Origin of the sequence: Bacillus sp. XT-2 (assembly GCF_025696525.1) — a bacterium.
In the GTDB taxonomy this organism is placed as follows: Bacteria; Bacillota; Bacilli; order Bacillales; family Bacillaceae; genus Bacillus; species Bacillus halotolerans.
On the sequence record NZ_JAHVOC010000008.1, the window covers coordinates 87,475 to 106,952 of the forward strand.

The following is a 19,478-nucleotide window of genomic DNA, read 5'->3' on the forward strand; positions in this document are numbered from 1 at the left end:
AGAGGAACCATTATGCATTAGACTATAATGTTATATAACATTATAGTCTAATGTCCAGAGGAGGCCAACCCTTTGAAGAAAATGTTTTTATTTTTGATCATTGCAGCTGTCAGTATGCTCACCATTGCGGGCTGTTCGAGCCAGAGCAGTTCAGCGGATGGAAAGGTGACATTGAAATTTTTCCACAGATGGCCGAAGGAGCCGGAAAAAAGGTATTTTGAAGAGGTTGTAAAGGAATTTGAAAAAGAGCATCCGGATATCGACATTCAAACTGAAGCGGTTTTGAATGACTCCTATAAAGATAAAATTAAAGTTATGCTGGGAACCAGCAGCCCTCCTGATATTTACTTCTCATGGAGTGACGAGTTTGCTTTTAAATTTATCAGAGGAAATAAAGCACTTGATCTCTCGTCCTACTACAAAGATGATACAGATTGGTCATCGCAGCTCGTTCAATCGCAAGTTACACCATTTACGTATGAAAACAAACAATATGGCGTGCCGTGGCAAATGGACGCTAAATCATTTTTCTATAATAAAGATATTTTTAAAAAGCTCAATTTAGAGCCCCCGGCGACTTGGGATGAGCTCATCGATGTCTCCAAGAAGCTGAAAGAAAATGGCTATACGCCGATCAGTTTCGGAACAAAAGCACCTTGGACAATCTCACATTATATCGGCACGCTGAATCAGCGGATGGTCGATGAAAAAACAAGAGAAAAGGATTATAACGCCAAAACGGGTGAATTTACCGATGAAGGCTATGTGAAAGCACTTGAAAAGCTGCAGGAACTGATGCCGTACTTCAATAAACATGTAAATTCCGTCGACCATGAATATGTGAGACAGCAATTTAAGAGCGGAAAGTCGGCGATGATATATGCGGAAACGGCTGAAATCAAACTGGTTGAGCCAGTGAATCTAGGGATGTTCTCATTCCCTGAAATCAGCGGGCAAAAAGGATCTTCAGAAGCGTTAACGGGGGCGCCTGAAGGATTTATGATTTCTTCGAAAACAAAACATCCGAAGGAAGCAGTGGAATTTTTGCAATTTCTGACGTCGAAAAAAATGGGTGAAAAGCTCGTTAAAGACGTTGGCAAATACAGTGCGGTGCAAGGAACGGCAACCGAAGAAAATTCTACAGCCATTCAGCGTGAAGCCGTTCAGCATATCGTAGATGCCAAATCAATGGTTCCGTGGTTCGATATGGATGTTGATGTTGAAATCGCAGATGTGTACTTAACAAGCGTCCAGCAAATGCTTGGCGGCGACATGACACCGGAGCAGGTCATGAAAGCTGTCCAAAAAGCAGCCAAGCAAGTGAAGGCGTCAGCTGAATAAATCAAAGAAAAGGTGAAGCGACGCACCTTTTCTTTTTATAAAGGAGATGAGTTATCCTTGGTCAACCAAAATAGAATAATCCCCTATTTGTTTTTACTGCCGGCTCTTGTTTTTCTACTTTTCGTTTATATCCCGATTTTTGAGAATGTCTTTCTCAGTCTGTTTCAATGGAGCTCTTTTTCTCCGGAAAAAACGTTTATCGGATTGAAGAACTATGTTGAATTATTTCGTGATCCTGTCTTTTATCAAGCCCTCACGAATAACGTGCTCTACGCAGTGATCTCAATTGTATGCCAGGTGTTTGGCGGTTTGATTTTGGCGGCGGTGCTTGAGGATAAGCTGGTCAGAAAATGGTCGCCTTTTTTTCGTACCGTTTTCTTTTTGCCGGTTGTCATCTCAATGACGGTTATCGCGCTTTTATTTGATTTTATTTACAACCCTGAGACGGGGCTTTTGAATCAGCTGCTTCAGGCAATCGGGCTGGATCAGCTGACGAGGGCATGGCTCGGGGAGGACAGCACGGCTATGCTTTCTGTCATCTTTGTATCGCAGTGGCAGTCTGTCGGTTATATTGCGATGCTGTATATTGTGTCGATTCAAAAAATATCGGATGAACTGTATGAAGCGGCGCGTCTTGACGGTGCGGGGAAAATTCAGCAGTTTTTTCACATTACCATTCCCCAGACGAAAGAGATGTCTTTTGTTGCGGTGGTGATGACGCTGACAGGCGCTTTTACAGTGTTTAACGAGCCGTACATTTTGACAGGCGGCGGACCGGGAAACGCTTCTGAGGTATTAAGTACATTCTTATATAAAAGTGCCTTTACAAAGGATATGATGGGCTATGCTTCAGCGATTGCCACTGTTGTGTTACTCATTACGCTTGCTTTGTCGCTCATGCAAATGAAGTTCTTTAAAACCGGAAAGGAGGATTAACAGATGCTGCCTCAAAAGAAGACAGATTCGTTTAGATTAGAGCCTGTGCCTGACCGGCACATCGAGGTGAAAAGAAAGCCGAGGCGAAAATGGTATATCGGAGAAACGTCTGTATGGGTTTTTCTGTTTCTTTATCTAATCGCGATTGCTTATCCGCTTTTATGGATGGTCATGAGCGCCTTTAAAAGCTCGGATGATATTTTTGAGAACAGCTGGTCGCTGCCGTCTTCGTGGCATCCGGAGAACTTTGTGTCCGCCTGGAATCAGGGGATTTCTTCTTATTTTATGAACAGTGTGATCGTGACGGCGCTGACATGTGTGATTACTGTTTTTATCAGCGCATGGGCGGCGTACGCGCTTTCGAGGTTCGAGTTTAAAGGAAGAGGGTTCTTTTTGGTGCTTTGTCTTGGCGGTTTGATGCTGACGCCTCAGGTCAGTCTTGTGCCGCTTTATTCCATTATTCAGTCGCTGGGGCTTTACAATACGTATTGGGCTTTGATTTTGCCTTATGCGGCTTATCGGATTCCATTCACCATCATTTTAATCCGCTCTTATTTTCTTTCTATTTCTAAAGAATTGGAAGAGGCGGCTTATTTAGATGGGTGTACGAGTTTCGGAGTATTTTTCAGAATTTTCTTACCAATGAGTGTACCGATTTTAGTGACGTCGGGTATTCTGACAGCTTACCATACGTGGAATGAGTTTATGTTTGCGATTATTTTCATAGATGACGAGAATTTGCGGACCATTCCGGCGGGACTGATGCAGTTCCGAGATGCACTGCAGACGGATTGGGGCGTCTTGCTGGCGGGATTAACGATTTCTGCCGCGCCGATTATTATTCTATTTTTATTTATGCAGAAATATTTTGTCCGCGGGATTGCAAGCGGAAGCGTAAAAGGATAAAGGAGGAAGCACAATGAAATTAATTGCTGTTGGAGACAACGTTGTAGACTACTATCAGGATCAAGAAACATTCTATCCGGGAGGAAATGCCTTAAATGTCTCAGTGCTTGCAAAACGGCTCGGGCATGAGGCTTCTTATATCGGAATTGTCGGCAATGACGAAGCCGCGGCTCATCTGCTGAATGTGCTGAAATTGGAGAAGATCAACACGGATTTTATTCGCCAGGCGCATGGTGAAAACGGAATGGCAATCGTTACCCTTGATGAACAGGGGGACCGGATCTTTGTCCGATCGAATAAGGGGGGCATCCAGTCGCGTCTCCGTCTTGTGTTTCAGGAAAAGGACTTATCTTTTATCAGCGGGCATGATCTGCTGCATACCAGTGTGTACAGCAGGCTTGAGAACGATTTGCCGCAGCTGTGCGGGCTGATCCCGGTCTCTTTTGATTTTTCAACAAATCGAGAGGATGAGTATTTGAAAAAGGTCTGTCCTTATGTGACGTATGCGTTCTTTTCAGGAAGCGATTTGAGTGAGACGGAGTGCGGCCAGCTTGCCAAAAAGGCACATGAGTACGGAGCAAAAATCGTTTGCATGACCCGCGGCGGGCAAGGAGCGATCCTGTCTGCGGGGGACCGAATCTACCATCAGCCGATTGTGGAAGCTGATATAATAGATACACTCGGAGCGGGAGATTCATTTATCGCGGGATTTTTGACTGCGTTTTGTGAGAAGCAGGATATGACGAACGCTTTGCGCCAAGGAGCGGAAACAGCTGCGAAAACATGCGGAGTGTACGGGGCATTTGGCTATGGCTATCCCTATCGCCTGGAGGAAGGGGGAAGCAGTGAAAAAACGAGAATACTATAAGCAGTGTCTCGTTTTTTATGCCTGTCATGTGTAGGGACTGTTGATTGTAAATGTGACACGGTTTGTGTGCATCAAAAACAGTGAGCAGTAGATCGGCTGATCGTTTGAGGTAAATGCGGTTTTATCGATTTCAAACAGCGCATCCCCGATATCGCAATCTAAGTATTTGCTTTCCTCCTGCTGGGCATAGACAACATTTAATAGTTTTGTATTGTGAGTGGGAACAACTTGGTATTGCTGCTTTAAAATATCATGCATAGATACACCGTCAGCAATAAACGTATTGATGGCAGGAAACATGTCCAGCGGGTAATGCGTGATCTCAAAGGTGAGCGGCTGATCATCGTTATATAAAATCCGTTTTAATTCAACGACAGGGCTCTCGGGATTGATCTGAAGCTTTTCGGCGATCGGTTTCGATGCTGGAATGATTTCATGGGACAGAACCTGATGCTTCGGTTTTTTCCCGGTTGATTCCATAAATTCCGAGTAGCCGTTTACTGCGATCAGCTCTCTCTTCAATTTAGGGCTTTTAACGAACGTTCCTTTTCCCTGCTGCCTGATCAGATAGCCTTCTTCGACCAGATCGAGAATGGCTTTTCTGACGGTAATGCGGCTGACATTATACTTGCTGCAAAGCTCGTTTTCTGTGGGCAGCTTGGCATCCGGGGAATACAAGCCCTTTTTAATGTCATCTGTTATGATTTGTTTTAGCTGAATGTATAAAGGTGTTGAACTTCCGTTGTTTAACAAGGGGTAGCCTCCTTTTAAGCTATTATTTATATTATAATGTATTATGACGTTATAATACAAATTTGCGTTTTTTGTTTTAGAAATATAGCAAATATGGGAATCGATTACTCTAAAAATAACAGAAAGACCGAGTTGTTTCCAGTGACGAAATAACGGAGAAAAAAAGACGGAGGGAGTTTTCTGATGGCTTCATTAACATTTGAACATGTCAAAAAATCATATCATTCACAATTAACGGTGAAGGACTTTGATTTAGATGTAAAAGATAAAGAGCTTTTGGTGCTGGTGGGGCCGTCAGGCTGCGGCAAATCGACAACCCTGCGGATGGTGGCTGGGCTGGAAAGCATTTCGGAAGGAAGCCTCTTCATCGATGGGGAACGGGTCAATGATCTTCCGCCGAAGGAGCGTGATATCGCGATGGTGTTCCAAAACTATGCGCTGTATCCGCATATGACTGTTTTCGATAACATGGCATTTGGACTGAAGCTCAGAAAAATGCCGAAACAAGAAATTGCCGAGCGGGTGCATGCAGCTGCAAACATTTTGGAGATTGAGCATTTGCTGAAGAGAAAACCGAAGGCACTTTCCGGCGGCCAGCGGCAAAGGGTGGCGCTTGGCAGATCAATTGTGCGGGAACCAAAGGTCTTTTTAATGGACGAACCGCTTTCTAATCTGGATGCGAAGCTGAGAGTGACGATGCGGACAGAAATCAGCAAGCTTCACCAGCGGCTGGAAGCAACCATTATCTATGTCACCCATGATCAGACTGAAGCGATGACGATGGGCGATCGGATTGTCGTCATGATTGAAGGTAAAATTCAGCAAGTGGCCAAGCCTCAAGATATCTATCATTATCCGGCAAACCTGTTCGTGGCCGGATTTATTGGCTCTCCCGGAATGAACTTTTTCAAAGGCATGATTGAAGAGCACCATGGCGAGCTGTTTTTTACAAATCCTTCGATCCGGCTTCATATTCCTGAAGAAAAGGCAAAACGGCTGAAGGAAAAAGGCTATGCCGGACAACCGATGACACTCGGTGTACGGCCGGAGCACATCGCACAAATGACTGGAAATGACCGGCTGTTTGATTCCGTGTTGAAAGCGACGGTGGAAGTGAATGAAAATTTGGGATCTGAGCTGATTGTGCATGCCAGCGCCGGGAACGAGCGGCTCACGGTTCGCCTGGATGGCGGCAATCGAATCTCCGCGGGCGATACAATTCAGCTGGCGGTGAAAATGGATCACGCCGTCTTTTTCGATGCGGAAACGGAACAGGCTGTGTATTAGAAAAGGTGCTCCCTTCGGGGGAGCACCTTTTTCTTACGGCCAAATGTCGTCTGCCCATTCAGGGTGATCGATAAATGGATTTCGGTTGTGCTGATATTTTTCATAAATGATTTCATTTCTTTTTCTTTCGCGGGCATCAACAGGGTCCTGCCTATTCCATTCAAGCAAGGCGGATTGTTTTCCATGATAAGGAGCAGAGCCGTTTCCTGTCCTATCATTGAGCTCAAGGTCAGGGTAGCCGTCATCTCCTTCGTAACGGACAGCCATGTAAAACAGCATGCGGGCGACATCGCCTTTCACATCATCGCGGGGCTCCCAAGAATCTCCGTCATAATAATTTCCGGGTGCTTTCGCATACTCGTTGCCGCCGTTGTCAAAGTCCATGTTGCCTCTGGCGCTGTTTACTTGGACGTCTGCTGGACGCAAGTGATGAATATCAGTGCCGGGCCCTTTGCTTGTACCAAAATCGCCATGGGATTTCGCCCAGACATGCTCCCGGTTCCAGTCCCCGACATTGCCGCCGTTCAGGTTTTTCGAACGGGATTCATTCGTATAGAGCAGGATGACGTTATTCGGATTGGCCGGATCTGCATCTGTTTCTTTCAGCGCGTTCCATACCTCGCTGTAAGACAGCATCGTATGTCCGCTAATGATGCGGTGCAGTGCGCTTTTTAACGCCTCTCCGCTTTTTCCTTCAGCACCTTCATAATAGGTGTCTGTGTCGGCGTATGGTGCAGCGGGAGAGACTAATGTGAGAATGCCTCCGGAGGCTGCGGAAGAAGTAGCTGCACGGCCATTCAGGTTCAATCCGGTTTGCGCGCTTGCTGAAGCAGAGGGCGCAAACCATCCGGAAATCAGTAATACACAGACGAGCGGCAGAAACCTTGCTTTTTTTGTCATCACTTGCCCTCCTTTAGATCAGATCATGTCTATTATCTAAAATTGAGATAAAGGTTAGAAGTGTCATTTTGTATATTTTTTATTAAATTTGTAAATTAGTAACTTTGGAGGAGGCGGAACTCTATTGTTCCGGGAGCTTTAGTCCGCGTTATTGCTCCCGCTGAGTTTTGGCAAGCGCTGTTCCTTGATCGAGTGCTGCTTCACTGAAAGCATTGCCTTCCCGTGTTTTTCGCTAGTTCATACAATAAATCTTTAGAACCACTTTTTCCTCTCGCTGTTTTTTTAATCCATCGCTGCCTATTGACTCTCTTCCTTACTGGCTGCTATTCCTAAAATGGAATGGCAGGCTGGTTATTATGACCAAAAAACAAATGTTTTTTTGGTTTATGTGCTGATGAACTATACGTCTTCCTCCCACTATAATGAAGTCACCATAACGGCCAGAGGAGGAAGCACATGGAAAAGCAGAGGCTTTCAGTAGAAAGCGGCATCGCTGATTACATCGATTGGCTTGCCCAATTCGGTGCGTCTGCTGATGGCGGAGTGACGAGACTTTTGTACACCAAGGAGTGGATGGACGCGCAGCTCGCCGTGAAAGAGGAGATGTCGGCATTTGGGCTTGACGCCAGATTTGACGACGTCGGCAATGTCTTTGGAAGGCTTCAGGGCACCCAGTCTCCGGATGAAGTGATTTTAGCCGGCTCACATATCGATACGGTGATCAATGGGGGAAAGTATGACGGCTCATATGGCGTGCTTGCGGCAATGCTTGCTTTAAAGCAGCTCAAAGAAACATACGGAGCGCCGAAAAAAACGCTTGAGGCCGTGTCTTTATGTGAGGAAGAGGGCAGCCGTTTTCCGATGACATACTGGGGATCAGGGAATATGATGGGTGCTTTGTCATTGAAGCATGCGGAAGTACCGAGAGACGGATCAGGTGTTTCATTACAAGAGGCGATGCATGACAACGGTTTTGGCAGAGGCGTGTATCCGTCAGCGCACAGGACAGATATCAACGCTTTTATTGAAATTCACATTGAACAAGGACAGACGCTTGAAATGTCAGGACGAGATCTCGGTGTGGTGACAAGTATAGTCGGGCAGAGGAGATATCTGATTACGCTTGAGGGAGAATGCAACCACGCAGGGACCACCTCCATGAAGTGGCGCAAGGACCCGCTCGCAGCCAGCAGCCGAGTGATTCATGAACTGCTGTTTCGCGCTGAAGAACAGCCGGATGAGCTTCGTCTGACATGTGGAAAAATGACGGTGCAGCCCAATGTGGCCAATGTCATACCTGGCCGGGTGCAGTTTTCAATCGATATTCGACATCAAAATCAGCATGTTCTGGAGCATTTTCATGAAGAAATGACTGCTGTCATCAACGGCATTTGTAACAAAAAAGGGATTCACGCCATGATTGATGAATATATGCGGATAGAGCCTGTGCCGATGGACGAAACGCTTTCTGCCAAGGCTCTTGAGACAGCGGCAGAAAACGGTATCAGCTGTGAAGAAATGGTGAGCGGGGCAGGGCATGATGCGCAAATGATCGGAAGGAGCTGCCCCGCTTGTATGCTGTTTGTGCCGAGCAGAGGCGGCATCAGCCATTCGCCGAAGGAGTTTACTTCTGCACGTCAGCTTGAGATCGGCGTCCGCACATTGACTAATTTATTATACAAACTGGCTTACTGATGAAGGAGGAATGGCTGTGTCAGGCAGAAAAGAATTATGTACACCATTAAGAACGATTATGACACCGGGGCCTGTAGAGGTCGATCCGCGTGTATTAAGAGTGATGAGCACGCCGGTTGTCGGCCAATTTGATCCGGCGTTTACCGATATCATGAATGAAACGATGGAGATGCTCCGAGAATTATTTCAAACGAAAAATCGCTGGGCGTATCCGATTGACGGCACCTCCCGGGCGGGAATCGAAGCGGTGTTAGCGAGTGTCATTGAACCGGGAGATGACGTGCTTATTCCGATATACGGACGCTTTGGCTTTTTGCTGACTGAAATCGCTGAGCGGTACGGGGCGAATGTTCATACGATTGAGTGTGAGTGGGGAACGGTTTTTGACCCTGACGCTATTATACGGGAAATGAAAAAAGTGAAGCCGAAAATTGTGGCGATGGTGCACGGGGAAACATCAACTGGCCGAATCCATCCGCTGAAAGCGATTGGAGAAGCGTGCCGTGCTTGGGATGCACTGTTTATTGTCGATGCGGTAGCGACAATTGGGGGCTGCGAGGTGAAAGTGGATGAATGGAACATTGACGCAGCTATCGGCGGCACGCAAAAGTGTTTGTCTGTTCCGTCGGGGATGGCGCCGATTACATATAATGAACGGGTGGCGGACATCATTGCGGCGCGCAAAAAGGTGGAACGCGGAATTGCGACTCAGGCAGACAAGGCGCCGATTACCGGGAATCGTCCGATCACCAGCAATTATTTTGATTTGAGCCAGCTTGAGGATTATTGGAGCGAACGGCGGCTCAATCATCATACAGAAGCGACGACGATGCTTTATGCCTTGCGTGAGGGCGTTAGACTGGTGCTTGATGAAGGTCTCGAAGCACGTTTCGAGCGGCATCAATACCATGAGGCCGCATTAATAGCCGGGATTAAGGCGATGGGGCTGAAGCTGTTTGGGGATGAGAGCTGCAAAATGCCTGTTGTCACCTGTGTGCAAATCCCGGACGGCATGGACGGAGAGTCGGTCCGCCATATGCTTTTGGCACAGTTCGGAATCGAAATCGCCAGCTCATTCGGCCCTTTAGCCGGGAAGATTTGGAGAATTGGTACGATGGGCTACAGCTGCAGAAGAGAAAACGTACTGTTTGTCCTTGCCGGATTAGAAGCTGTGCTCCTCAGACACGGCGCTGTGATCGAAGCGGGAAAAGCGCTTCAGGCCGCGCTTGATGTATATGAAAATGCTAAGAGCCAGGCAGCGATTTAAAGAAAAAGCTTGCGGAATTCCGCAGGCTTTTTTCATTTTCGCTCATTCTCCAATCTGATTTTCTCCGTTTGACTCTTTTTACAAATCCGTTTTCTCTGTGTTGCATTTTCTGACGGAGCATGAGTCATTTTTTCTTTTTTCATCTATTCTTTATACAAGGCACCTATAAAAATGACGTTTTATTTCTTACAGCAATTTTTGAAAGGGGGATGCGGCATTGGAGTATTTTTACACGATTTTAGATGCGCTTCTGGAAGATCAGGATGAAGCTGTGCTGGCGACCATTGTACAAGTCGAAGGCTCTGCATATCGAAAAGCGGGCGCCACCATGCTCTTTAAGAAAAACGGAGAAAGAATCGGCTTGCTGAGCGGCGGGTGTCTGGAAGAGGATATATCCGAAAGAATCGGTGAACTCGGCGATCAGCTGACGACAGCGCTTATATCCTATGACATGCGGGCTGAAGACGATCTTTCGTGGGGCATGGGAGTCGGCTGCAATGGCGTTATTCATATCTATGCGGAACGAATCTCTCAGGAAAAAAAGCGGCACTATGAAAGAGTAAGAGACTGCCTTCATTCAGGAAAAGCCGTAACAGCCGTTACACAGATTGAATCCCCACAGGCAGGGCGTTATTTGTTTTTGTCAGAGAACGGGTATTTTGGGCACTGGCCGGATGTGCCGCTTCGAGATATTCAACGCACCGCTTCAGCGCTTCATGTACCGCATTTTGATCCATCATCAAACATTTTTTTTCAGCGTATTGAGCCGAAGCCGCGTCTCATTCTGTTTGGGGCGGGACCAGATATGATACCGCTCGCCAAATTGGCGGCTGAGACCGGATTTTCTGTCATTGTGACAGATTGGCGGCCTGCGTATTGCACAGCCGCTCTTTTTCCAAAAGCAGATCAGCTGATCACTGCCTTTCCGGAGCAGATGCTCAGTGAATTTGGATTTTCGCCTCAGGATTCCGCTGTTGTGGCGACTCACCATTTTCAGCACGATCAAGTCATCGTTGAATCCTTATTTTCTCGGGACCTTCATTATATCGGGCTTTTGGGTTCCGAAAACCGCACGAAACGGCTGCTGAATGGAAAACAGCCGCCCGCGCATTTTTACAGTCCGGTCGGGTTGAAAATCGGCGCGGAAGGCCCAGAGGAAATTGCCGTCAGCATCGTTGCGGAAATCCTTCAAACGCGAAAACGGCTGGCGGTTACATGAGCATTATCGGTGTATTTTTGGCGGCCGGAAAAAGCGAGAGAATGGGCACAAACAAGCTGGCATTGCCGCTAAAAGGAGAAACGATCGGATCGGCTTCATTAAAAACAGCTCTATTATCCCGTCTTGACCATGTGCTGATTGTCGAGAGGACAGAAAATGCTTCACTTGAGTGGATCGGGGAGCAATATCAAGCACCGCCTTTTCTGGATCGCTGGAGTTTGCATGTCTGTAAAGAGGCGGAAAAGGGCCAAGGGCATTCCGTCAGCACCGGGGTGAGAATAGCGAAAAGCATGGGGGCAGACGGGGTCGTCATTCTGTTGGGTGACCAGCCGCAGCTTTCTGTCGATCATGTAAATGCCCTGATATCAAGGGCTCATGAAATGTTTGCCGTGTCAGCATCTTTGCGTACGCTCAGTCCGCCTATTTATTTCTTATCCGCCTGTTTTCCATATGTAAAGGAGTTAAAGGGAGATGAGGGTGCCCGCAGGCTGCTGAAAAACGGACAGCTTGGCACTGGAGCGGTGCTGGCAGTGAAAGCGTGCGAGGAACTGGAAGATATTGATACGCCGGAGGAATATGACACTGTCAGGAGGCGAATACATGAACGGACAAGTGACACAAGCGCGAATGAACATTCAATTATGGAAGCCGGCAGCGCTTGATGAGGCATTTTCTCTATTGGAGCAGCTTGCGCCAGATGTGTGTGCAGCATCGGGCAGCACGCTGCTCCAGCTCCAATGGGACAAAGGAATTCTTCCGAAAACGCATCTCATCAGCCTTGAAGGCATTGATGAGATGAAAGGCATTACCGCTGACGGCACCCATGTGTCGATCGGGGCGCTCACCACGCTGAATGAATGCAGAAAAAACAGCCTCATCAAGCGGGATCTGGCTTGCTTATGTGATGCAGTTTCTGCTGTTGCAGCGCCGGGAATCCGAAGCCGGGCCACAATTGGCGGCAACATATCGAGTAAAATAGGGGATTTGATTCCGCTTCTGCTTGTGCTTGATGCGGAGCTTATCGTTTATCAGAAGGAGCTTGTCAGGCTGCCGCTTGCTGAATGGATCTCCAGTGAAGCGTATTCACATGGAATCGTGACGCGTGTGATCATCCCGCGTCCAGAGGGAGATCGTGTGTTTTTCCGCAAGCTGGGAAGGCGGCAGGCATTTACCGGAGCGGTTGCTGTGGCGGCAGGACGTTTACTGAAAGACGGTGACATTCGCCTCGCAGCGGGTCATGCCGATATCAGGCCGAAAAGATTAATAGAAAGCGAGGCGAAATGGATGGATCCTGAATGGGAGGCGCACGAGCTGTACGAAACACTTATCAAGGAGCTGCCGTTTTCAGCCGATGCTTTCGTGTCAGCGGCATACAGAAAAAAAGCGGCTGCCAACGTCATCATGTCCGAGCTGATGTTTGAGGGAGGGGAATAAATGAGCATAAGCAAACCGCCAAGAATAAGACCAGATGGAAGGGAAAAGGTCACGGGTGAATTGAAGTATATGACTGATCTCACTTTTCCGGGGATGCTGTATGGCAAAATTCTGAGAAGCGCTTATCCTCATGCGGAAATCGTGTCGATTTGCACAAAAAAGGCTGAAGAAATGGAAGGTGTGCGAGCGGTTGTCACCCATAAGGACGTTCCAGGTTTCAACCGTTTTGGGATTGTCATTCCTGACCAGCCGGTTCTATGCGAGGATAGAGTACGTTATGTCGGAGATGCAGTGGCGGCCGTCGCAGCAGAAACGGAAGACATTGCTGAAGCCGCGCTGGAGCTGATTCACGTGGTGTACAGGAAGCTGACGGTCATTGATTCTCCGGAAAAAGCGCTCCGATCAGATGCGCATATGCTGCACCCGGACGGGAACATCCTTCATCGTGCGTTTTTCTCGCACGGCGATGTGGAAGCGGGGTTCCAATCGTGTCACACGATTCTTGAAGAAACCTACGAACTGCCGCGGCAGATGCATACGTATATGGAAACGGAAGGGGGCGTAGCTGTTCCAGAACGTGACGGGGGTTTTACAATGTACGCTGGCACTCAGCACGGCTACAAGGACCGTTTTCAGCTTGCCCGCATTTTTGGTATTCCTGAAGAGAAAATTCGGGTTGTGTCGAGTCCGATGGGCGGCTCATTTGGCGGAAAGGATGAGCTGAATATTCAGCCGTATGCCGCGCTTTTAGCCCGTAAAAGCGGGCGTCCGGTCAAAATTCATCAGACGAGAAAGGAATCTGTACGCTCAGGAATCAAGCGCCACCCGATGAAAATCACGATCAAAACAGGGGCTGATCAAACAGGGAAGCTTCTGGCTCATGATGTGAAAATCATTGCCGATACAGGCGCTTACGCCACGCTGGGACCGGCAGTCCTGGATTTTTCTGCCGAGCATGCCGCGGGTCCGTACCGCATTCCGAATACCCGCACTGAAGGGATCTCTGTGTTTACGAACAACGGGGTGGCGGGAGAATTCCGGGGCTTTGGCGGCAACCAAATCACCTTCGCGCTGGAAATCCACCTTGATCAAATCAGCAGCATGCTCGGCATCGACCCACTGGAACTGCGAAGAAAAAATATCAGAAAACCGCATGACCTGGGCCCGCTTGAGCATCGGATTGCGTCCACTGACGGAGCGGCGCAGGTGTTGAACGTCATTTCTGCATCTCCTATTCTCAAAAGAAAACATCAGACGTCTCGTTATAAACGAAGAGGTGTTGGAGCCGCGATTACCATGCACGGGGGCGGGCTTGGCTATGGCCGGATGGATGCCGCAGGAGGGCGCCTTTCCCTTTCAAGTGACGGCAAAATCACGGCTTCTTTTGGGTTTGAAGAGTGCGGGCAGGGCATCCTCGCCGCGATTGAACATATTGTCACCGAAGAGCTGGGCTGCGCGGCGGAGGATATTTCCATTATCATCGGGGATACCGCAAAAGTGCCAAAGTCAGGCTCCTCCACAGCATCCCGCGGCACGAGCATGGTGTGGCACGTGATCCAGCGTTTGAAGAAACCGTTTCTATATCAGCTGAAAAAACGTGCCGCACAATTGGTCTCATATTTGCCTGAACAACTTATTTTCAGCGCTGGGGGGCTGCGGATGCATAATACAAAGGATCTGGTGGTGACCTATAAGGAATTGGCAGAAAAAGGTCCTTTGACTGAGGAAACAGCATTCGATTTTCCGACAACGCCTGATCCTGTGGTCGGCGGCCATTTTCTCTACTCGTTTGGAGCGGCTGCAGTTGAGGTGGAGATTGATCTATTAACAGGCGATGTCAGAGTGATAGATTGTGAGCACGCCATTGCGGCAGGTCCAGTTGTCAGTCCGCAGGGCTATCGTGGACAAATCGAAGGCGGCGCTGCTATGGCGCTCGGCTATACGCTGATGGAGGAAGCAAAAATGACGGACGGCCGTTACACGGCGGTGAATTTGGATCAGTATGTAATTCCAGGAATCAAAGATGTTCCGGCAATGAAACTGACCGCGATAGAAGAGCTGATGGATGGTGACTCATATGGCCCGCGCGGTGTCGGAGAAATAGGAACGATCGCCATCACCCCGGCGATTGTAAAGGCGGTACATGATGCCGTCGGCTGCTGGGTGAACAAGCTGCCGATTTCGCGTGAAGAGCTGCTTGATGAAATAGACAGAAAGGGGATAAAGCAATGGACGTAAAAGAAGCAGGATCTTTCTCTGTAAAAAAGCATCGGTTCCGAATGACCGTGAATGGAATAGCGCGGGAGGTTGATGCGGTTCCTACAGCTTGCTTGAGTGACCTTCTGCGGACGGAATTCCAGCTGACCGGAACTAAAATTTCCTGCGGAATCGGCCGTTGCGGAGCATGTTCTGTCCTGCTCGACGGCAAGCTCGCCAATGCGTGTATGACCATGGCATACCAAGCGGACGGCCATTCGATCACAACCATTGAGGGGCTTCAAAAAGAAGAACTGGATATCTGCCAAACCGCTTTCCTGGAGGAAGGAGGCTTCCAATGCGGATATTGCACACCCGGGATGACGATTGCGCTTAAAGCTCTGTTTCAGGAAAAACCGCAACCTACTGACGAAGATATTGAGGAAGGGCTGGCGGGCAATTTGTGCCGGTGTACCGGTTATGGAGGGATTATGCGGTCAGCTTGCAGGATTAGAAAAGAGTTAGCAAGTGGGAAAAGGCAGTCATTGGACTTTTCCCGCAGCTACGGCAAAGCACCGGATATAAAAAATTAAGCGAATCGATAAAGGATAAACTTCAATTACAGATCGTGAAGATGAAATACCTCTTCTCCCTTTACTTTTTGCCTAGTTGTGTTTGATACTAGAAATGGGTAATGTTACAAATTAAGGAAAGAGGGAGAAGAGATGATGAATAACTTAAATTGGTGGAAAATACTTTTACTAACCTTTCTTTGTTCCCTGATTTTTTCTGTCGTCTTTGTCACTGTTCAACGGATTGACTTAATACTCAATCCACCGGAAGTACCTGTTAAATCGATTGAAAAAATAAAATAATTCATTTTGGAGAAAAGGGAATGAAAAAATTTTTTTGTAGGTGCGGAAGAAATCGATCCGATAGAAACTAACAAATCCGTTAACAAGCGTTTCTAAATGGTGGGATTAATTGAAGAGCGTGATCAAGACGCGGCCGCGTTGTGGGAAAACATCTCGCTCTCATCTCATATTGTAATGGAGGACGAGGATTTGTGAGCGAGTGTTATATTTCCCTGCTCAAAACCTTGTCGCTATAGCAAAACAAACGCCATAAAGAATTCTTATGGCGTCTGACGGATATGGGGTAAGGTGAGTTCTTAATAGCCACCGAAGAAAGAAGTGCCAACGATGATTAATAGGATGAATAGCACCACGATCAAAGGGAATGACCTCATAACTTCACCTCCCTTAAAAGAGGATAGTACATGATATGCTGATGGAGATAACTTGATAGTGATACTAGTTTAATTGATTTTAAATTTTTTTTAGTCTAAGTAGAAATAGAGAACGATAAATTTAATATTTAAAAACAAACTCGAACTCTCAAATACGAGGTCCGGATGTGGCATAATTCGCAGGAATCCTCTCACAATAGGGAGGGTCTTTTATTTATGCAGTGATCCAGCAACCCCTAAACATTTGCGGAGCCCGCCTCACCAGCGGGCGGGCTCTTTTCTTAACTCCCCCTATACACCTGATAACCAAACGGCGACAGCAAAAGCGGGATATGATAATCAGCTTCCGGATCAGAAAGATGGAAACGAACTGTTACAATCGTTAAGAACGGCTCAGCCGTGTTCGCTTTCTTTTCCGCAAAGTAATCCCCCGCATGGAACTCCATCACATACTCCCCGGACTTCAGCTCTTCTCCCGCAAGGAGCGGAGCGTCGACTCGGCCGTCTTCATTCGTAAAAGCCTCTTTGACAAGGGGAAGGCTTTCACCTTCGCACAGCCGCTTCAATTCGATTTTTACGTTTGCCGCGGGTTTGCCGCAGGTTAAATCCAAGATATGCGTTGTCAGCTTTCCCATCAGGCATTCAGGCTCCCTAATGCTTCCCCGGCATTCCGTTTTTCTTTCTCGGCGTCTTCTCTCGTCACGGTGAACCGCTGGAAACCGAATGGCGGGCGCGGTTCTGTGTAGACTTTTCCTTTTGTGCCCGGAATCTCTTCGACGACTGTATCCCATGTGTGATTTTGAGATTGGAAGCTGACATCCGCGAGCTGCGGGAATCTCGTTAATATTCTGCATCCGATATGATAGATTAAGTTTTGAATGGAGGGCGTTTCGAGCTCGTGAAATACAGTGCTCGCTAAGTCACGGATTTGTTCAGCCGCCACGTAACGGGCGGGATCGGCGGCGTACGCATCTTCCGCATGTTCATAACGCCAGCTGATGTTTAAATAGACAAAGAGCGGACGATTGCCATCTTCAGGAAGAGTCGTATATTCGTCTCTGATAAAGCCGACGAAGGAGTTTCCGCTCACTTTGACAAGCTGGAGATCCGTGATTTCGCTGTATTGCTCCTTCAGCGTTATCGTATCCCCCATTCGTTCTGCTTTCAGCACCGACCGAGCGCGTTCATTGCGCGATCTTCTGAAGACAAGCTGGCTTATACCGAGCTCTTCATCCTCGTATGCAGGCATCGCTACAAACGGAATGTCTTCACCTGTCAGAGTGATCGTATCCATATGAGAATAGGTGTCTAAAAATCTGTGAGCCACATAATGCAAGAAGCCCTCGGTGGTTGTTCCCTCATAGGAAGCGAGGTGGCGCTGAATAAAGTTTTTCATCGAATCCGTAGCCACGATAAGCGTATTATCTCCGTCTGTAAATGACGGCAAAAAGGCATCTCCGCCAATTTCGCATGTCACATCAATGCCGACAACTGTATTGGTTCTGCCCGTAAAAGAAGACTCTGGGATTTGATTTATGCCTGTGAGCGGTTTTAAAAACGTTCGGTATGCAAACACATTTCCTTTGCCGTAAGACATGGTTCTTTTCATTTGAATCGCTCCTTTTTCTGTAATGATGTCCTCTAAACGAAAGCGGGCGATGCGGTATATTTCCTCAAGAGCCTGCTGGAATTCTGTTTCCGGTTTGTTCTTCAGCCTTGTCAGCAGAGCTTGGCGGATCTCCTGTTTCGTTTTTTCCTTTACCGCTAAAATAAAAGGAAAACCGAAGTTATGATAGTAGTCTTCATTTCGTTTGAGAAATTCCTCGTATTCCTGCTGTTCAAGCTTACTGAGCCCTGCGTTTTGCTGCTCTTTTAAAGAGGAAGCGCTCATTGGTTTCTTGGTGCCGAGGCGAGGGTGCTTGCAGATGAGCTCAAGCTGTGTCTTGCGATCCGCAGCTTTGACCAAGCGGGACATTTTTTGATGCAAATCAGAAAGGGAGGAAAACGGGCGGAGTGCCGCGGCCTCCTCCGCAATCCATGCAGAGTGCTCGAAAATAGATCCAAGTGTGTCAGTCAGTGTTTGTCTATCCATTTGATTCAGGTCGTCAATCGTGAACATGAGCCATCACCCTTTACGTATTTATTTCCGCGCTATGGGGCCGTTTGAATTGATAAAAAGCGTTCAGTGCGATCGCGGTTAAGCTGCCAATGACAATGCCGCTTCCGGTCAACACGGAAGCTGCTCCCGGAAGAGATGAAAACAAAGCGGGCACCGTCGTGGCGCCAAGCCCTAAGCTGACAGAAGAAGCAATGATCAGCAGATTGCCTTGTGATTCAAAATCGACGCTGGAAAGCATTTTAATACCGTAAGAAATGACCATGCCGAACATGACAATCATCGCACCGCCGAGCACTGCATTCGGGATCACGGTCGTCAATGCCGCGGCTTTTGGAATCAGGCCGACTGCCATCAGCATAAACCCGGTGATGGCGATGACATTGACACTTTTCATTTTTGAAAGCTGAACGATACCGACATTTTGCGAGAAAGCTGTATACGGAAACGCGTTAAACATGCCGCCAAGCACAATCGCAAGCCCCTCCGCCCGGTAGCCTTTCTCAAGATCTTTTTCTGTTAGTTTCCGGTTTGTCATATCGGATAGAGCAAAGTAAACACCCGTTGATTCAACAAGGCTGACAATCGCAACCAATAGCATGGTGAGAATGGCAGGCAGCTCAAAGGTTGGCATGCCGAAATAAAATATAGAAGGAACATGAACCCAGGACGCCTCCGCGACCTCAGAAAAATCGACTTTTCCCATAAAGAAAGCGGCTGCCGTTCCAGCTGCAAGGCCGAGCAAAATCGCAATGGAGCGGATAAACCCTTTAAAGAAATAAAACAGCACTAAAATAAAGGCTGTAACAGCAAAGCCAAGCAGCACGTTGCCTAGTGAGCCGAAGTCTTTGCTGCCTTCACCGCCGGCCAGATTATTCATCGCCGTCGGAATCAGGCTGATGCCGATAATCATAACGACTGAGCCGGTTACGACCGGCGGGAAAAAACGTACAAGCTTTCCAAAGAAGCCCGCGGCTAAAACGACAATCAGCCCGGCTGCGATAATCGCACCGTAAATCGCTGAGACACCGTATATGCTGCCAATGGAAATCATCGGGCCGACTGCAGTAAACGTACAGCCGAGGACAACGGGGAGGCCGATGCCGAAATAGCGGTTTTTCCAGAGTTGTAAAAGAGTGGCTGCCCCGCACATAAACAAATCAATGGCAATTAAATATGTCAGCTGGCCCGCATTCAGCCCGATCGCAGCTCCGACGATCAGAGGGACGAGAATGGCTCCCGCATACATCGCCAGCATATGCTGAAGCCCAAGCATCAAAAGCTGAAAGGAATTTTGCTGTTCCTTCATCT

General features: G+C 47.8%; 18 protein-coding genes. 12 read left to right on the top strand and 6 right to left on the bottom strand.

The genetic code is table 11. The annotated features are described in order from the left end of the window. Window positions 1–72 precede the first annotated feature (72 nt). The 4 genes from KXD37_RS18895 to KXD37_RS18910 are packed head-to-tail and all read left to right on the top strand — an operon-like array spanning window position 73 to window position 4,051. A complete protein-coding gene (locus KXD37_RS18895) occupies window positions 73–1,341 on the top strand; it encodes an ABC transporter substrate-binding protein (protein WP_024122760.1) in 1,269 nt (422 codons plus the stop codon). 57 nt (window positions 1,342–1,398) lie between these two features. After that, window positions 1,399–2,277, top strand: coding sequence for a carbohydrate ABC transporter permease (locus KXD37_RS18900; RefSeq protein WP_263463688.1), 879 nt, complete (start codon window positions 1,399–1,401; stop codon window positions 2,275–2,277). A 3-nt stretch (window positions 2,278–2,280) separates the two neighbouring features. Next, window positions 2,281–3,183 (top strand): carbohydrate ABC transporter permease, encoded by a 903-nt coding sequence (locus tag KXD37_RS18905; RefSeq protein ID WP_151174497.1) that lies wholly within the window; start codon window positions 2,281–2,283, stop codon window positions 3,181–3,183. Between the two features lie 13 nt (window positions 3,184–3,196). Continuing rightward, window positions 3,197–4,051 (top strand): fructoselysine 6-kinase, encoded by an 855-nt coding sequence (locus KXD37_RS18910; protein ID WP_263463689.1) that lies wholly within the window; start codon window positions 3,197–3,199, stop codon window positions 4,049–4,051. A 24-nt stretch (window positions 4,052–4,075) separates the two neighbouring features. On the opposite strand, the gene frlR is transcribed toward KXD37_RS18910, so the two are convergent. Next, entirely contained in the window at window positions 4,076–4,804 is a 729-nt protein-coding gene (frlR, locus tag KXD37_RS18915) for a transcriptional regulator FrlR (RefSeq protein WP_263463690.1), read from the bottom strand. A 183-nt stretch (window positions 4,805–4,987) separates the two neighbouring features. On the opposite strand from frlR, the gene KXD37_RS18920 reads away from it, so the two are divergent. Then, a complete protein-coding gene (locus KXD37_RS18920) occupies window positions 4,988–6,091 on the top strand; it encodes an ABC transporter ATP-binding protein (RefSeq protein ID WP_263463691.1) in 1,104 nt (367 codons plus the stop codon). Between the two features lie 33 nt (window positions 6,092–6,124). Here the strand turns inward: KXD37_RS18920 and KXD37_RS18925 are convergent, their stop codons facing one another. Next, entirely contained in the window at window positions 6,125–6,991 is an 867-nt protein-coding gene (locus KXD37_RS18925) for an endonuclease I family protein (protein ID WP_024122754.1), read from the bottom strand. 456 nt (window positions 6,992–7,447) lie between these two features. On the opposite strand from KXD37_RS18925, the gene allC reads away from it, so the two are divergent. The 7 genes from allC (at window position 7,448) to pucE (ending at window position 15,395) form a co-directional block, all read left to right on the top strand. Then, entirely contained in the window at window positions 7,448–8,686 is a 1,239-nt protein-coding gene (gene allC / locus KXD37_RS18930) for an allantoate deiminase (protein ID WP_254517864.1), read from the top strand. Between the two features lie 16 nt (window positions 8,687–8,702). Beyond that, complete coding sequence (locus KXD37_RS18935; protein WP_127696506.1) at window positions 8,703–9,953, top strand: pyridoxal-phosphate-dependent aminotransferase family protein; 1,251 nt, start codon at window positions 8,703–8,705, stop codon at window positions 9,951–9,953. Between the two features lie 217 nt (window positions 9,954–10,170). Continuing rightward, window positions 10,171–11,172 (top strand): XdhC family protein, encoded by a 1,002-nt coding sequence (locus KXD37_RS18940; protein WP_254517863.1) that lies wholly within the window; start codon window positions 10,171–10,173, stop codon window positions 11,170–11,172. Then, the gene (gene pucB, locus KXD37_RS18945) at window positions 11,169–11,834 is read left to right on the top strand and encodes a xanthine dehydrogenase accessory protein PucB (protein ID WP_263463692.1); all 666 of its coding nucleotides are present in this window, start codon (window positions 11,169–11,171) and stop codon (window positions 11,832–11,834) included. The genes KXD37_RS18940 and pucB overlap by 4 nt, the downstream gene beginning before the upstream one ends. After that, window positions 11,773–12,606 (top strand): xanthine dehydrogenase subunit C, encoded by an 834-nt coding sequence (gene pucC / locus KXD37_RS18950; protein WP_151174492.1) that lies wholly within the window; start codon window positions 11,773–11,775, stop codon window positions 12,604–12,606. Before pucB ends, pucC begins: the two co-directional genes overlap by 62 nt. After that, window positions 12,607–14,844, top strand: a complete 2,238-nt coding sequence (gene pucD, locus KXD37_RS18955; protein ID WP_127696510.1) for a xanthine dehydrogenase subunit D — start codon at window positions 12,607–12,609, stop codon at window positions 14,842–14,844. It begins immediately after the preceding gene. Then, on the top strand, window positions 14,835–15,395 hold the full coding sequence (gene pucE, locus KXD37_RS18960; RefSeq protein ID WP_127696511.1) for a xanthine dehydrogenase subunit E: 561 nt from the start codon (window positions 14,835–14,837) through the stop codon (window positions 15,393–15,395). The genes pucD and pucE overlap by 10 nt, the downstream gene beginning before the upstream one ends. Window positions 15,396–15,973: 578 nt before the next feature. Here the strand turns inward: pucE and KXD37_RS18965 are convergent. From KXD37_RS18965 to KXD37_RS18980, 4 genes are all read right to left on the bottom strand, one after another. Further along, on the bottom strand, window positions 15,974–16,051 hold the full coding sequence (locus tag KXD37_RS18965; protein WP_072175780.1) for a YjcZ family sporulation protein: 78 nt from the start codon (window positions 16,049–16,051) through the stop codon (window positions 15,974–15,976). A 281-nt stretch (window positions 16,052–16,332) separates the two neighbouring features. Beyond that, window positions 16,333–16,686 (bottom strand): hydroxyisourate hydrolase, encoded by a 354-nt coding sequence (gene uraH / locus KXD37_RS18970; RefSeq protein WP_127696512.1) that lies wholly within the window; start codon window positions 16,684–16,686, stop codon window positions 16,333–16,335. Beyond that, window positions 16,686–18,170 carry a factor-independent urate hydroxylase gene (pucL, locus tag KXD37_RS18975; RefSeq protein ID WP_127696513.1) on the bottom strand — a complete coding sequence of 495 codons (1,485 nt, stop codon included), beginning with the start codon at window positions 18,168–18,170 and terminating at the stop codon, window positions 16,686–16,688. Before pucL ends, uraH begins: the two co-directional genes overlap by 1 nt. 13 nt (window positions 18,171–18,183) lie before the next feature. Next, window positions 18,184–19,476, bottom strand: coding sequence for a nucleobase:cation symporter-2 family protein (locus KXD37_RS18980; protein ID WP_263463693.1), 1,293 nt, complete (start codon window positions 19,474–19,476; stop codon window positions 18,184–18,186). Window positions 19,477–19,478 lie beyond the last annotated feature (2 nt).

Excerpts from the sequence above, each read along its gene's own strand:
- KXD37_RS18905 (WP_151174497.1), top strand. The coding sequence starts at position 2,281 with ATGCTGCCTCAAAAGAAGACAGATTCGTTTAGATTAGAGCCTGTGCCT.
- KXD37_RS18910 (WP_263463689.1), top strand. The coding sequence starts at position 3,197 with ATGAAATTAATTGCTGTTGGAGACAACGTTGTAGACTACTATCAGGAT.
- KXD37_RS18920 (WP_263463691.1), top strand. The coding sequence starts at position 4,988 with ATGGCTTCATTAACATTTGAACATGTCAAAAAATCATATCATTCACAA.
- KXD37_RS18925 (WP_024122754.1), bottom strand. The coding sequence starts at position 6,991 with ATGACAAAAAAAGCAAGGTTTCTGCCGCTCGTCTGTGTATTACTGATT.
- allC (WP_254517864.1), top strand. The coding sequence starts at position 7,448 with ATGGAAAAGCAGAGGCTTTCAGTAGAAAGCGGCATCGCTGATTACATC.
- pucB (WP_263463692.1), top strand. The coding sequence starts at position 11,169 with ATGAGCATTATCGGTGTATTTTTGGCGGCCGGAAAAAGCGAGAGAATG.
- pucC (WP_151174492.1), top strand. The coding sequence starts at position 11,773 with ATGAACGGACAAGTGACACAAGCGCGAATGAACATTCAATTATGGAAG.
- pucD (WP_127696510.1), top strand. The coding sequence starts at position 12,607 with ATGAGCATAAGCAAACCGCCAAGAATAAGACCAGATGGAAGGGAAAAG.
- pucE (WP_127696511.1), top strand. The coding sequence starts at position 14,835 with ATGGACGTAAAAGAAGCAGGATCTTTCTCTGTAAAAAAGCATCGGTTC.
- KXD37_RS18965 (WP_072175780.1), bottom strand. The coding sequence starts at position 16,051 with ATGAGGTCATTCCCTTTGATCGTGGTGCTATTCATCCTATTAATCATC.
- uraH (WP_127696512.1), bottom strand. The coding sequence starts at position 16,686 with ATGGGAAAGCTGACAACGCATATCTTGGATTTAACCTGCGGCAAACCC.
- pucL (WP_127696513.1), bottom strand. The coding sequence starts at position 18,170 with ATGTTCACGATTGACGACCTGAATCAAATGGATAGACAAACACTGACT.
- KXD37_RS18980 (WP_263463693.1), bottom strand. The coding sequence starts at position 19,476 with ATGAAGGAACAGCAAAATTCCTTTCAGCTTTTGATGCTTGGGCTTCAG.